We start from the raw sequence: 14,563 nt of genomic DNA, 5'->3' as shown, positions 1-14,563 counted from the left end.
GATTCGATCGGCACACCCTTAATAAAACAGGGGCGAGCCGGATTTCCCGCGGTCGGCCGCACGTGCCGGACGCCGAAACGTCGGCAATGCATATTCGGAAATCGATGGCCCGCACCCCGGTAACATGCTACCGGGCCAACCACCGGCTTCCGGCTGCCTTTCGGCACCCGGCATTGTCGGCAAATCGTAAGCATTCCATGTTCATACAACGACTATCCACGTACGCCCGCCGGGTCGCGCTGATCGTGTTGCTGCAGTTCGCGGCGATCGCAACCGCGTCGGCGTTTCCGACGCCCGCTTCCGCCCCGGGCGCAAGCGGCGTCGGCGCGCCCGTGCCGGCCATCTCGCTGAACGACGCCGTCGCGCAGCTCAAGCAGATGCAGGTCGAGCTCGACCGTATCAAGCAGCAGACCTCGACGTCGACCAACAGCAAGGAACTCGATGCGCTCGACGACTCGGCGCAGGAACTGAGCAGCGACGTCGCGAAACTGCAAAGCGACCTCACGCCGCAACGCGCGCAGATCCAGGCGCAACTCGACGTGCTCGGCCCACCGCCTGCCGAGGGCGCCGCGCCGGAAACGGCGGCCGTCGCGAAACAACGGGCCACGCTCGACGCGCGCAAGACGCAGATCGATGCGGCGCTGAAGCAGGCCGCCGACCAGAAAACCAGCCTCACGAACCTGACCGAGCAGTTCGCGAAGCTCCATCGCGGCTTGCTGAAGAACCAGCTCGCGTTCCGTTCGGGCAGCATCTTCAGCGCGCAGTTCTGGCTGCCGCTGTTCCACCTGTCGCCGGACGACCGCCAGCGACTCGAGGATTTCAACGACGAGCTGTTCGACATGTTGCGTTCGTCGTGGGTGCCCGGGCAGCGCGCGATCACGACGGTGCTGCTGATCGCCGCGTTCGCGGCGTGGCTTGGCGGCCGCCGGCTGATCGAACGCGGGCTCGCTTGGATCGCGCTGAACCGGCTGCCGCACACCCGCCTGCGCCGCAGCGCGCTGGCGCTGTCGACTGTGCTGTCGACCTTCCTCGCCACCGCCATTGCGATTCAGATCCTCTACCTCGCCGTCGCGCGCCACTACGAGCTCACGCCATCGCTGACCGATCTGTGGGACCAGTTCGCGAAGCTCGCCGCAACGTGCGCACTGATCGCCGGGCTCGGCCGCGCACTGCTCTGCACCAGGCATCCTTCGTGGCGCCTGCCCGCGCTCGCCGACCCCGTCGCGCTGGCGATGAAGCCGTTCCCCGCCGTCCTGGCCGGGCTGCTGCTGGTGTCCGGCACGCTTGAATCGATCAACCGGATCGTCGACACCAGCCTGTCGGTCACGCTGTTCGGTCGCGGCATCGTGTCGCTCGTCGTCGCGCTGACGGTCGGCGCGTCGCTGTTGCGCGCGAACCGGGCGCGCAGCGCGCTCGCGGCGGCAGGCGAAGCGCCCGAGCAGCGCTCGACGCTCGCGGGGTTGATCCATGCCGGCGTCACGCTGGCGATCGTCGCATCGCTGATCGCACTCCTGATCGGTTACATCACGGTCGCGCGCTTCATTACGTACGAGCTCGTGTGGTTCGAGATCGTGCTGTGCGCGACCTACATCCTGATCCAGTTGACGCGCGACGCGAGCGAAAGCCTGTTCTCGTCGAGCCTGTCGACGGGCCAGCAGATCAAGCACCTGTTCGCGCTCGAAGACCGCCACCTCGACCAGGCGCGCACGGTCCTGTCCGGTTTCGGCACGAGCCTGCTGATGCTGATCGCGGCCATCGCGCTGCTGACGGGTGGTTTCGGCACGACGCCGGGCGACCTGCTCGACAGCGCTCTCGCGATGATCGGCAGCCAGCGGCTGCAGAGCCTGAACATCATGCCCGACCGGATCCTGAACGCCGTGATCGGGTTCGCGATCGGCTTCTACCTGTTGCGCTCGCTGCGACGCTGGCTCGACAGCGAGTTCATGCCTGCGCTCGGCATGGATACGGGGATGCGCGTATCGCTGATCACGCTGTTCACCAACGTCGGCTACGTGCTGCTCGTGCTGATGACGCTCGGGCTGCTCGGCGTCCGCTGGAACAACCTCGCGTGGATCGTCAGCGCGTTGTCGGTGGGTATCGGCTTCGGCCTGCAGGAGATCGTGAAGAACTTCGTGTCGGGGCTGATCCTGCTAACCGAGCGTCCGGTGAAGGTTGGCGACATGGTCAGCATCGCGGGTGTCGAAGGCGACATCCGCCGCATCAACGTCCGCGCGACCGAGATCCAGCTCAGCGACCGCTCGACCGTGATCGTGCCGAACTCGCAGCTGATCTCGCAGAACGTGCGCAACGTGACGATGGGCAACAGCACGCAGGGCGTCGCGACGCTGGTGCTGACATTCCCGCTGAACACCGATCCCGAGCAGGTGCGCGACCTGCTGCTCGACGCGTATCGCGAGCATCAGGCGATCCTCGAGAAGCCGGCGCCGTCGGTGACGTTCAGCCAGCTCACGCCGGACGGGATCACGCTGAGCGTGACGGGCTACGTGTCGAGCCCGCGGATCGCGAGTTCGACGAAGAGCGATCTGCTGTTCGAGATCCTGAAGCAGTTGCGCGCGGCAGGGATCACGCTGTCGAGCCCGCAGATGCTGGTCGTGCAGAACATGCCGGCGGCGGAGCAGTGAGCGCGGCGACCGGTCGCGCACTGTGGCCATCGCTACGGTCGCCTCCCGCGCTACCGTAGCGCCCATCGCCCCATGAGGCCTGCGCTGGCAAACAGGCGAAGCCGCGCCGCTTCCCACTCGGCCAGCGTTCGCACTCGTTCCTGGCGGGCATCGGAAAGCGCCGCTTGTGCCGACAGCAGTTCCAGAATATCCCCTGCGCCCAAAGCATAACGATTGCGTGCCGATGTCAGTGCTGCTTTCGCGGCAGCCAGCAAGCGTGCGGACGCGTCCAGGTTGCTAGCGGTCGTCTCCGCATCGGCATGGGCCTTCAGGACATCCCGCAGAATCTGCTGCTGCGTATCGAGAAGCTGTGCCTGCGCCTGCTCGGCGTGGGCCTGCGCTCCGCGTATCCGGTACGTGCGAGAAAAGCCCTCAAAGAACGGAATCGTCAGAGTCAGGCCGATGCTTGTCTGCGTCGCCCGCACGGACTGCAATCCCTGATTCGGGTAGCCGTTCCGCGACAATGTTCCACTCAGATCCAGAGTCGGCATGCCGTCGGACCTTGCGGTCGTCACTTTCGCTTCCGCAGCCTTCCATTTGGCTCGCGCTGCCAGGATCTCCGGGTGAGAACCTTCCGCTGCGCGAAGCCAGTCGCTTAGCTGGCGCTCCGCATCCATTGCAACCGGCACGACCGCCTCCTCGACCTCGATCCGCGTGCCCACAGGCAGTCCTGTCGCAAAGACCAGTTCCGCACGTGCGCGAGCCACGTCTCCACCGGCTCGTCGTGCAGCCAGCGTCGCCTTGGCCAATGCTGTCTCAGCCTGCAGTGCATCCGCTCGGGACGCAACACCCCGGGCCAGCCGCTGACGCGATGCTCTCAATGTCGATTCTGCCAATACAGCGGATTTGGTACGCGCCGCAAACGCCGCTTGTGCATTCTGGACATCGAAATAGCTTCCTATGACATCGACAACCACCCTTTGCATCGCTGCATCGTGGCCAGCCAATGCGGCTGTCAGCAGCTGTTGCGCCGCGGCACGGTTCGCAGTCCGCCCGCCAAAATCGAGCAGCCGCCAGTTCAGGCTTGCATTCGACGTCCTGCCGGCGCCTCGTGTATTCATCGATGGTGCGTCCGGATATCGGTTATAGGTCGTCAGTTGGCTGATCGACCCGTTGACGGTCGGAAGCCATGCGGCTCTGGCTTCGCCCAGCACGGCCGCCTGGATCCTGATCGATGCCCATGTGCCCCGAATTCGCGGATTCAGGCAAAGTGCGATGTCAATCGCATCACCGACCGTCAGCGGCTTCGTCAGATCGAACGACGAAGGGCACGCAACCGGCATGTCGTCACCCGGCAATCGCGGCCCGACATCCAGTACGGACGGACGAGACAGCAGCGGATCGACCAAGCCATCCGGAATACCACGCGTTTCAGCGTTGCATGCAATCGAGATGAACATCAGGCTGCAGATCCACCGACGCAACCCGGCCTCATTCAAGTTCCTAGCGCTCACGCAAACTCTCCCGCGCATGCTGCAGCAAGGGTGAAAGCACATACTCGATCACCCGCCGTGTCCCGGTTCTGATCTCGGCACTGCCTGACATACCTGGCGACAGCGCGATATCCCGGCCGTCAACCACGAGCACCGGGCGATCAAGCACGACTCTTACCGAGTAAACGAGCCCCTTCTTGTCGTCTTCGATTGCATCGCGCGAGACATGACTCACGGTCGCCGACAAAGTGCCGTACTTCGTGTATTCGAATGCATCGATCTTCACACTTGCCGCCTGCCCTTCCTTGACGAAGCCGATATCCCGGTTGTCAACGAACGCTTCCATTTCCACCGCGCCCTCTCGCGGCACAATCTGCATCAGCGGCTGTGCGGCTGGTACCGCTGTCCCGATGGTATGGACGGCAAGCTGCTGGACGGTACCGTCGATCGGGGCGACCAGGCGCAGCAGCTCCCCGTGCGCCTCCGCCCGCCGCACGTCTCCCGCGGACGCGTCCGAGATACGCTGCGCATCGTTCAGTGCATCCTGTGTGTTCCTGCGCGTCTCGGCCACCAGAGCCGCGCGTTGGTGACGAGCATCCGCAAGCTGCCCCGCCGCATCGATGCGTTGCTGCTCAGCCTCGATCCACGCGTGCTCCGCAACATCACGTGTCTTCATCAACTTGGCGTAATCGTCCGCACGACGCGCCGCAAGCGGAGCGGCCTGACTGTACCGGTGAATTTCGCTGTCGAGACGATCTCGTCGTGCAACAAAATCGCGCCATTGATCCAGCAGGTGCCGCTCGACCTCGCGCCGGCGCTCGGGCGACACGCCCTCCACATCAGCCAGTCGAGGTTGTCGCCCCGTGTCGATCGCATCGATCAACGCCCGTGCACGCTCGGCTTGCAGTACCGCATTCAGCCGGTCTCCGTCCGCCCGTTGACGTTCGGCATCGATCACGCGCGTGTCGAGATCGATCAGCGCATCACCGGCCTTCACGACCTGTCCGTCGCGCACATGCAGCGCCCGTACGCTGGCGACCTCGACCGCCGCCAGTGTCTTGGTTCGGGAGGATGGAATGATCTTGCCTCCACCGTCGACGACAATGTCGATTTTCCCGAAATACGACCAGACGATTGTTGTCGTCACGAGCAGGATGAGCATGCGTGCGGTCCACCTTCCCGTCGGCGAGACAGGTGCCGCCTGGACAGACAGCGCAGCCGGCAGGAATTCGGCCTCGTTAGCATTGAATGCCGGCAGCGTCATCCGGCGGCGGCGCGTCCAGCAGTGACGCCAGACATCGCGATAACGCCTGAACAATTCGCGCCAGGCCCCAGCCTGCTGTCGCACGCTCATGTTCGTGCCTCCGCTGCGCCGCGACCGCCCTGTTGCAGTGAGTACAAGCGTGCGTAGATGCCATCCTGCTTGCGCAGCAGCGTGTCGTGCGTACCGCTTTCCACTACCTGTCCGCGATCCATCACGAGAATCCGATTGGCGTCGCGCACTGCCGAGAGCCGATGTGCAATGATCAGCACCGTGCGCCGTGCGCAGATGTCGCGCATGTTGGCCTGTATGACGGCCTCGGATTCGTAGTCGAGCGCGCTGGTCGCCTCGTCGAATATCAGGATGCGTGGATCGGTCATCAATGCCCGAGCAATGGCGATGCGCTGCCGCTGTCCGCCCGAGAGCCCGGTGCCATGCTCGCCGACGAGCGTGTCGTAGCCTTCCGGAAGCTCGCAGATGAATTCGTGCGCACCGGCAAGCTTTGCTGCATCGATCACCGAGTCGATCGACGCAGTCGGTCGGGCCAACGCGATGTTGTCCCGTATTGAACGGTTGAACAGCGTATTTTCCTGCAGAACAACGCCAATCTGCTGCCGGAGACTTGCCGTATCGATCACGGCAATATCCTGCCCGTCTATCAGCACTCGCCCGCGATCCGGCACGTATAGCCGTTGCGCCAGCTTGGTCAGCGTGCTTTTGCCCGACCCGGAGCGGCCCACGATGCCAATGACTTCCCCCGCTGCGATCCCGATGGAGACCTGCCGGATGACATCGCTCGCATCCGGCCGGTAGCGAAACGATACCTGGTCGAATTCAATGGCACCGTCGAGACGCGGTACGCGCGTCTTTCTGGCGGCTGTTTCGGGTGCGGTGTTCAGGATGTCCCCGAGACGCCCCACCGAAATCCCCACCTGTTGAAAGTCGTTCCATAGCTGCGCGAGGCGCAGTATCGGGCTGGACACCTGCCCGGCCAGCATGTTGAACGCGATGAGTTCGCCTACGGTCAATTTGCCGTCGATCACCAGCGTCGCACCCAACCACATGATCGCCGCCGTCACCAGCTTGCTGACCAACGTCACGCCACCGCCTGCAATTGTGGCAACGTTAGTCGCCGACAGGCCAGCATGCACATATGCAGCCAGTTGACGGTCCCATCGATCCGTCCAGCGTGGTTCGAGTGCCATTGCCTTGACCGTGTCGATCCCGCTGATGGTCTCCACAAGGAACGATTGGTTCTCGGCCCCCTTGTTGAACTTATCGTTCAGACGTCGCCGAATGATCGGCGTAAACGCGACTGACAAAAGCACGTACAGCGGAATTGAAACAACGACAATCAACGTAAGCCATGCGCTGTACCAGAGCATCACGCCGAGGAAGACAAACGAGAACGCGAGATCCATTACCAGCGTGACGGCATTGCCGGTGAGGAACGCGCGAATGTTCTCCAGCTCGCGAATGCGGGCGACAGAGTCGCCGACGCGGCGCGCCTGAAACCAGGCCAGCGGCAACGCCAGCAGATGACGGAAGAGCCGCGCGCCGAGTTCGACGTCGATCTTGCTGCTGGTATGCGCGAAGACCCACGCTCGTATCCCCGAAAGCGCGGCTTCGAACAGCGTCGCGCAAACCAGCCCCACGGCGATCACGTTCAACGTCTTCATCGCGTGGTTGACCAGTACCTTGTCCATCACCACCTGGAAGAACAGCGGCGTAGCGAGAGCTATCAATTGCAAGACCAGGGAAATCGCAAGAACTTCGCCGAGCAGCTTCCGGTACGTGACGATTGCCGGAATGAACCAGCTGAAATCGAAGCGCGCCAGCGTACCGGCGATGCTGCTCTTGCTTGTGAAATAGATGAGCTCGCCGGTCCAGGACTCCAGCAAACGCTCTCGCGTCAGCACGGTCGGCGCCTCACCCGGAAACTGGACAAGCACCCGAGGCGCGCGCGTACCTTCCCCGGCCTGATACTGTCCGACCACGAAATAGCGACCGTCGCTTTTTGCCTGCGCGACCGCAGGCAACGGCGCTCGATCCAGCCGTTCGGGTTTCTGTTGCACGACCCGGGCCGTCATGCCGAGCGAACGCGCACCCCGCAGGATCATTTGAGTATCAAAGCGGTCGAAGCCGAATTCATGCCGCAACGCAGCTTCGTCGGCGGCGATACCGTGCAGGCTCGCCATCGTCAGAACGATGGCGAGACCGGTGTCGACATCCCGCGTCGAAGACGACGCAGGAGGCCGGAGAATGAAGGTGTCCATGAAGGGAAAACGACGCAAGGAAGGAAATGCGATACGGCCGGGCAGCAGGCCGTCCGGTCCGACGTGATACGCGACCGGACGGAGTGAGCTCCAGGAACGGGATTAGCGCCAGCTCGTCGCCAGCGTCGGCGCAAGCGCGGCCTGGCGTTCCGGGGAAAGCGTCACGGCCCCGGCAGCCGGCGGAGACCAGACGGCCATGGCCTGTACCAGCTTCTCGACATCGGTATTGACCAGTGTGCGGCCGTCCTCTACGCGAATCTGCTCGATCTGATACCGGGAACCCAGGTACCAGTCCCGGACCGTGGCGGTGTCGCTGGTGCCGAGGATGCTGATTTCGAGATCGTTGCCGACATGACGGAACCACAATTGATCGGCAGATACGCCAGCTCCGATACTGATCACATCGCTGTTGCCGAGCGTCTCGTCGTCGTCCCTGATCGTGTCGCGCCCGGACCCGCGACCGAATCGATACGTGTCGTTGCCCAGGCCGCCAACCAGGATGTCATTGCCGGCACCGCCATCGAGAACATTATTGCCTCGGTTGCCGACGATCGTGTTGTCGAGTGCATTACCCGTGCCGTCGATGTCTTCGTTCCACAGCTTCAGTGCTTCAGCCGTGTAGATCGCGTACGCGTTCGGTACATTGGCAGCCGACCGGAATTCCTGAAGACTGATGTAGCGCGTCATGTCACTGACGCGCCGGCGACCCGAATCGGCGATATAGAAGCCTATGAGATCGCCATTGGCCTCTCCATAGACAGCCCCCGTCACGGTCACCACGTGATTCACGCCGCCGCCGTCGAGATAAGCGCTGTCTCCCCACAACCGGCCCGAGTTCAGAGCGAGGATCACGCCGCGGCCGCTGCGGATAAGATTCGCAACCGCTTGCGCGTCATATCCAGCAAGCAGATTGTTCGTAATGCCGAAACTCGTGAGTAGTGCCTGTTGCTGAACGTAATTCGATCCGCCTCGCTGGTAGTCCGTTGCAGCCGGGCTGGTAACAGCCCATTGGTTGTCGATCGCACGCCTGACGACGTCTGCCTCGGTAGTCGGTGTTCCGGTCTGGGTGAGCAGATTCGCGATCGACGTCAGCGCGCACGTCCCCTGGAACTTTGGAACCGCATCGCCCTGCATGTAATCGAGCTCGTTGGCTTTCGGATACCCGTACACGTAAACAGCCACGCCATCGACGAGCCCTTTTTCCGGCTTGCCGAAATCCAGCAGGTTCAGGTTCTCGACGTGTTCGCCCAACGTATAGCTGATCTTGCTCTGCACCGTGTCGATGCCCTCACCTGCGAGCTCGACAACGCGGTCGCCGACATTGTCGACGTAGTAGGTATCGTTGCCCTTTCCGCCAATCATCGTGTCGGCACCGGTAACGCCATCGAGGATGTTGTCCGCGCTGTTGCCGATGATCCGGTTGTCGAGCGCGTTTCCCGTGCCATTGATGTTGAATCCTTCGACGAGCCGCAACTCTTCAAGATTGGCGTTGAGAATGTAATTTGCGCTGCTGATTACCGTGTCGTAACCCTCGTTTGCGTATTCGAGAATCACGTCGTTGACGCTGTTCACGATATAGGTGTCGTTACCCTGGCCACCTTCCATGTGATCCGCACCGGCACCGCCGTCGAGATAGTCGTCGCCCAAACCGCCGAGCAGCGTATCGTTGCCTTCTCCACCATAGAGAAAATCATCGTCAGTCTCGCCGGGGCCCAGCGTCCTCTTCGCTTCGTTGTCACCGGTGAAGCCCACCAGCAAGTCGTCGCCTGCACCACCATACAGAATGTCGTTCCCGACTTGACCGAACAGTCGATCGTTGCCATCGCCGCCATAAAGCCGGTCATGGCCGTCTCCGCCCTGAATTTCATCGTCACCGACGTCGCCGTAGAGCAGATCGTTGCCGAGACCGCCCAGGATCAGATCGTTTCCGGCTCCGCCGTAGATCGTATCGTCATCGGTTTCCCACGCAGCCAGCGACTGCTTCGCGTCATTGCTGGCCGTAAAGCCGACAAGAATGTCGTTGCCGTCACCACCCCAGATGGTGTCGTTACCCGCACCCCCGAAAATCTTGTCGTTACCGGTTTCACCGGAAAGCGCGTCGTTCCCGTTGCCGCCATTCAGTTCGTCGTCGCCCGCACCGCCAAAGAGACGGTCGTCGCCATCGCCCCCGTCGAGGAAATCGTTGTCGTTGCCGCCATCGAGGTAGTCGTTGCCAAGACCTCCGTACAGCGCATCGTTGCCGTTGCCGCCATACAGCGTATCGTCGTCGGATTCACCCCACGACAACGTTTGCTTGACATCGTTACTGGCAGTGAAGCCGACCAGCACATCATCGCCATCACCGCCCCAGAGCACATCGTCGCCGGCTTCGCCGAAGATGCGATCGTTACCGGCGTCACCAACAAGCCGGTCGTTGCCTGCATCGCCGTGCAATTCGTCGTTCCCGGCGCCACCGAAGACCGTATCGTTTCCGTCCCCGCCACTCACGAAGTCCGCGCCGTCGCCACCATCCATGTAGTCGTTACCGACGCCGCCCCACATCCGGTCGTTGCCTGCGCCGCCGTACATGATGTCGTCATCCGTTTCGCCCCACGCCAGTGTTTGTTTGCTGTCGTTCGATGCGGTGAAACCCATCATGATGTCGTCGCCGTCGCCACCGTTTATGATGTCGTTACCGACCTGGCCGAAGAGCTTGTCGTTGCCGATACCGCCGTCGAGCACGTCGTTGCCTGCGCCACCATTGAGTTCATCGTCGCCTTCCTCGCCGTACAGCCTGTCGTCACCGTCATAGCCGAACAGTGTGTCGTTACCGGTGCCGCCCCACAGATTGTCGTTGCGGCTGCTGCCACCCATCATGTCGTTGCCGTCGCCTGCGAGAAAATTGACGAGCAGTTTGCTGTCGATCCAGTGGCCGTAAGCCCCGTAGTAATTCGCATCGAAGGTGTCGTCCCCGTCGGTACCGAGGAGGTAGCTTCGATTAGAAGGACTGACCTTGATCTGATTGGGGCCGAAAAAAATAAAGTCATTGTTATTGATCCAATAGACTTTCTCGTTGTCGCGCAGCCATCGATAGTTCGAAAGCGGAACGGCCGGGGCCAGATACATTCGGCCGGGCTGCGATACTTCCAAGGGTTTCCACGGCGCAGCAGCCGGTGCCGATGCGTAGCGGCTGTTACCGCGTGTGATGACGTCATAGTCGACCGACCGAATCTCGGTGATCCCGGCTTGCGCCAGCGACCTGAATTCGCCGGCATCGCCAATACCGTCCTCGTTCGCATCGATCCAGACTTGCAGTCCGTTCAGTTCCGCGCCGGACAACTTGCCATCGCGGTTCGCGTCGCGCGACTGCAGCGCATCCACGCCCACTCCCCACCGGTTCGCGTCGAGCAGGACGGGCGTCTTGTCGGCGATGGAAGCGGCTTTGTCGAATGCAGCGCTTTTGGCTTCGTAGAATGCACCGATCGGGTTGTACCAGCCGGGCGGCATCGTGAATCCGTAATCGTTCCGGCCACCGTAGGTAAGCGTTCGGGAAATGATCTGGCTCAGGTCAAGGAAACTCGTTCCGCTCAGCAGCCCTGTCGTGCGATAACGCGACATCAGGCTGTCGGCAAAGGCGGCATCGCGGACGTTGGACAGATCGTAGCGCTGGCCTCCGTTCACGACGAAATTGTGATCGGCAACGCCATCGCCGTTCGTGTCTTCGCGGATTACGCTGGCGCCGTCGCCGATGCGGGTTTCTGTTTTGACACGGTCGAATACGCCATCGCCGTTCGTGTCGATTTTCGTGACCATACCGGATTGCCCGATGTACTGGATGGTATGACCGTCCTTTCCATTGGGCGTAGTAATCTGGATTGAGTACCCTATCCACTCCCCCCGACCGCAACGTATCCTGGCTCGAATCCCGGACGATAATCTTCCAACGACAGGGTAGACATTTTTATCTCGGCGCCATTGCTGTACGTCGTGATACTCCAGTCCCCATCGGTGCGATGGCTAGTCACGGTAATGCCGGACGACGACACTCCCATCAACAAATCAATGGTACGCGATACGTCCTCACGGAAACGTGGACTGTCGGCGGCAGTCAAATCGAAGAGATTGGGGGCGATATACTCCTTCCATGCGGATTCTGCTTTTTTAGCAAAAAAGAACCCACCCACAACAGATGCAACGCCAGCGACTACTGTTGCCCCCGGCAACACCGCTGTTGCGGCTGCTCCTGCTATAGCTCCCCCCAAGATTCCTGCCATTACCCCAATGGCAGCACCTCCAACGTCATAGGACGACGCGTTCGGGTCCTTGATGACCCATACCAATTGAGCAACCGAAATAATACTACCCAGTCGCTGCCCTAACCCCGACGCCAATTTGCCGATAGAATCAGCTTCATGCGCAATCTTGGAAAATGACTCCATTTTCCCAAGCTCCGTGCGCATAGCATCAACGCGCGCAACAAGCTGAGCATCGAGCCGGCTCCGATCGATACTATCCAGCGCTCTGATCGCCGCGTTACTCAATTCATCCAGATTCCGCCACATTGCCTGTGCATATTGAGCACGGATAGCCGCATCTGTAGAAAGACGCACTGCATTGTTCGCAATGAGTTCCATCTGCGCAGCAGTTTTCTGTAGCGCTATTTTGATTCCTTCCCCCGCCGAACCAAGCACATCCCATTTGTCAAGCTCATAACTAGCCATGACCTATTCCTCTTTACAAGTAAAGGCGCGGCGCAATGAAATGAAAATCACGACCGCGCCAGCTGCGATAGCGACAACCTCCGCCCCACCCGCAAAAAATGGCCCGATTAACCCCAGCCACATGCGCGATCGGCTTATCGCCACAAAATTCCATTCAAAGAAATATCCATCAACCAAAATTGAATCAAATCCCAAATACATAAACACCAAAACAGCAACAATCGAGTAAATTTTTCTCACACGAGAAATTTTCGAATATCCACTCTCGATCCTAGATCGATACAAATAACAAAAACGAATCGCTACAAAGAGCCTCATCGGCACCGCAATCAACATCAGCAAAAAATACAGCGCTGTTACATCAGGGAACTTGGACGCCTCCACTGCCGCTGGTAGCAAAGGAAATACCCCTCCAACACTAGCCACGGCTATCTTTATGAGCGGCCAGCGCGTCAACGCATCATCCGGCGCAAACCAAGCGATCACCACACCACACAAATGCAACGCCAGGAGCGCTGGACTCATGCGATAGAGCCTGATCATCAGGCTAAAGATGTTCGCAGGCTCAGCGTCCCTCACCGATCCGTTGTCCGCGCTCTCCTCTCGTCCTTTAGAACGAGCACACCACCTTGGCCCCCGACGTCCTTCCATATGGATACCCAATAAAATTCTATAAACGCAATCATCCTCATTCCACCCTCGCCTCTCACTTATACCCAACTCCCACATCGAAACGAAATCAACGACAAAACAAATAACCTCATCACAACATCCCTCTCGCTCAACACCGGATCACAGCACCATACCCCCCCAAATCCGGATAAATTTCTGCAAAACAATTTTCAATTAAATTTGATATGCATGCCTAACTAATAACATAAATTTCATGTAAAATAATCTTCGTCACACCACAAAACCGCGCCACCCCGCGCCAACAAGATATAGAAAGAATTGAAATAAAACAAGAAATCCACTTATTTTCATACACATACGAAACATTAATAATAATTCCGTACTTGTACGAATACTTATCCTCGATACACTATGGACGAATCCACGCACGCGGAAACATCCTTAAACCTGCCGTCAATCACCGCATCAGTGTCGAGCCCTGGAATAGGTTGACAGTATCCAGGCGCTAGAACGCCCGATGCACCGCATCGGGCGTTTTGTATCCCAAGGCGGCGTGTGGCCGCTCATGGTTGTAGATGCGTACGGACTGTTCGGCCATCTTGGCGGCCTGCTCGAGGTCAGCAGGACGCTTCGGCAAGAACTCACCCTTGAGGATGCCGTTGACCCGCTCGGCCAGCGCATTTTGATAGCAGTCGTAGCCGTCCGTCATCGAACAGCGCAAGATTGGGCGGCAATATTTTGCAAGGTCAATATCATCCCTTCTCCAGACGCACCCAGCGCATCCCACTCATCGATCTCATACCAAGCCATATTTCACCTCAATTTATTATAAAACATGCAGCACAACAAAGAAATAATCGCAACAACCCCTACAACAAAACAAATAACCAAATATCCGCCAGCAAATAATGGCCCAATAATTCCAAGCCAGAATTTCTATTTTCCGATAGACATGAAATTCCAATCGAAATATTGACCATAGAAAATCAGCAGAAACACACTTCCGGATACAAAAAGTAGCGAAACCAGAAATGCGATAATCTTTCTTTTCCGTGAGTAGTCGAAGTACCCAGCAGCTATCTCATCCCTCTCCGCATAACAAAGGCGGAAAGCTTCAAAAATTCTGAGAGGTATCGCGGCCAACATCAGCGCGAAATAGAGCGCAGTGACATCCGGGAACAGAGATTTCTCGATCGTCTTAGGTAACAATGGAAATACTTCTCCGACAGCGGTCACCACTGGTTTCAGCACAGGCCAACGATTCAGCGCGTCGTCAGGTGCAAACCACGCGATCAGCGCGCCCGCGAGATGCAAAACCATTAGTGCGGGACTTCGACGATAGAACTCAATCAAGAAGGAAAGAATATTTCGAGGCCCTTTGCCTCCTTCTTTCGCAATCAATAGCGGCCGGCGGCGTGTTTCCTCTTCGCGCCCGCCAGCGCATCTATGGCTTCTTGATTCCATCCACCATTTCATATGTATACCCAATCAATTTTCCAAAACGTTAAAAAGTCGAATCCTGAAATTACACCACCCACCGATCCAATTCAATACCACGAAGATATAGAAATAATTGAAA

General features: G+C 59.3%; 8 protein-coding genes and 1 pseudogene. 1 reads left to right on the top strand and 8 read right to left on the bottom strand.

Translation table 11 applies throughout. The features are described 5' to 3' along the window. The first annotated feature begins 197 nt into the window (after window positions 1–197). Window positions 198–2,642: a DUF3772 domain-containing protein gene (locus tag KEC55_RS28880; RefSeq protein ID WP_282508505.1), complete on the top strand. Its 2,445-nt coding sequence runs from the start codon at window positions 198–200 to the stop codon at window positions 2,640–2,642. Between the two features lie 50 nt (window positions 2,643–2,692). Here KEC55_RS28880 and KEC55_RS28875 read toward each other — a convergent pair whose 3' ends face one another. The 8 genes and pseudogenes from KEC55_RS28875 to KEC55_RS28840 all read right to left on the bottom strand — a co-directional run bounded on the left by KEC55_RS28875 (window position 2,693) and on the right by KEC55_RS28840 (window position 14,448). Beyond that, window positions 2,693–4,081 carry a TolC family protein gene (locus tag KEC55_RS28875; protein WP_282508504.1) on the bottom strand — a complete coding sequence of 463 codons (1,389 nt, stop codon included), beginning with the start codon at window positions 4,079–4,081 and terminating at the stop codon, window positions 2,693–2,695. A 43-nt stretch (window positions 4,082–4,124) separates the two neighbouring features. Next, window positions 4,125–5,468 carry an HlyD family type I secretion periplasmic adaptor subunit gene (locus tag KEC55_RS28870; protein ID WP_282508503.1) on the bottom strand — a complete coding sequence of 448 codons (1,344 nt, stop codon included), beginning with the start codon at window positions 5,466–5,468 and terminating at the stop codon, window positions 4,125–4,127. Beyond that, the gene (locus KEC55_RS28865) at window positions 5,465–7,651 is read right to left on the bottom strand and encodes a type I secretion system permease/ATPase (RefSeq protein ID WP_282508502.1); all 2,187 of its coding nucleotides are present in this window, start codon (window positions 7,649–7,651) and stop codon (window positions 5,465–5,467) included. The genes KEC55_RS28870 and KEC55_RS28865 overlap by 4 nt, the downstream gene beginning before the upstream one ends. Before the next feature lie 102 nt (window positions 7,652–7,753). Next, window positions 7,754–11,443 (bottom strand): calcium-binding protein, encoded by a 3,690-nt coding sequence (locus KEC55_RS28860; protein WP_282508501.1) that lies wholly within the window; start codon window positions 11,441–11,443, stop codon window positions 7,754–7,756. Between the two features lie 71 nt (window positions 11,444–11,514). Beyond that, window positions 11,515–12,351: a hypothetical protein gene (locus KEC55_RS28855; RefSeq protein WP_282508500.1), complete on the bottom strand. Its 837-nt coding sequence runs from the start codon at window positions 12,349–12,351 to the stop codon at window positions 11,515–11,517. Between the two features lie 3 nt (window positions 12,352–12,354). Further along, window positions 12,355–12,876: a hypothetical protein gene (locus tag KEC55_RS28850; protein WP_282508499.1), complete on the bottom strand. Its 522-nt coding sequence runs from the start codon at window positions 12,874–12,876 to the stop codon at window positions 12,355–12,357. 613 nt (window positions 12,877–13,489) lie between these two features. Then, window positions 13,490–13,705 (bottom strand): annotated as a pseudogene (locus KEC55_RS28845) (integrase core domain-containing protein); the annotation flags it as partial. Between the two features lie 215 nt (window positions 13,706–13,920). Next, window positions 13,921–14,448, bottom strand: a complete 528-nt coding sequence (locus KEC55_RS28840; RefSeq protein ID WP_282508498.1) for a hypothetical protein — start codon at window positions 14,446–14,448, stop codon at window positions 13,921–13,923. Window positions 14,449–14,563: the final 115 nt, after the last annotated feature.

It is taken from the genome of Burkholderia cepacia (assembly GCF_029962485.1).
Classification (GTDB): domain Bacteria; phylum Pseudomonadota; class Gammaproteobacteria; order Burkholderiales; family Burkholderiaceae; genus Burkholderia.
This window is presented reverse-complemented; position numbering and strand designations above follow the sequence as displayed.

Coding starts and splice junctions, on each gene's coding strand:
- KEC55_RS28875 (WP_282508504.1), bottom strand. CDS start 4,081: ATGTTCATCTCGATTGCATGCAACGCTGAAACGCGTGGTATTCCGGAT.
- KEC55_RS28855 (WP_282508500.1), bottom strand. CDS start 12,351: ATGGCTAGTTATGAGCTTGACAAATGGGATGTGCTTGGTTCGGCGGGG.
- KEC55_RS28870 (WP_282508503.1), bottom strand. CDS start 5,468: ATGAGCGTGCGACAGCAGGCTGGGGCCTGGCGCGAATTGTTCAGGCGT.
- KEC55_RS28865 (WP_282508502.1), bottom strand. CDS start 7,651: ATGGACACCTTCATTCTCCGGCCTCCTGCGTCGTCTTCGACGCGGGAT.
- KEC55_RS28850 (WP_282508499.1), bottom strand. CDS start 12,876: ATGAGTCCAGCGCTCCTGGCGTTGCATTTGTGTGGTGTGGTGATCGCT.
- KEC55_RS28880 (WP_282508505.1), top strand. CDS start 198: ATGTTCATACAACGACTATCCACGTACGCCCGCCGGGTCGCGCTGATC.
- KEC55_RS28860 (WP_282508501.1), bottom strand. CDS start 11,443: ATGGTCACGAAAATCGACACGAACGGCGATGGCGTATTCGACCGTGTC.
- KEC55_RS28840 (WP_282508498.1), bottom strand. CDS start 14,448: ATGGAATCAAGAAGCCATAGATGCGCTGGCGGGCGCGAAGAGGAAACA.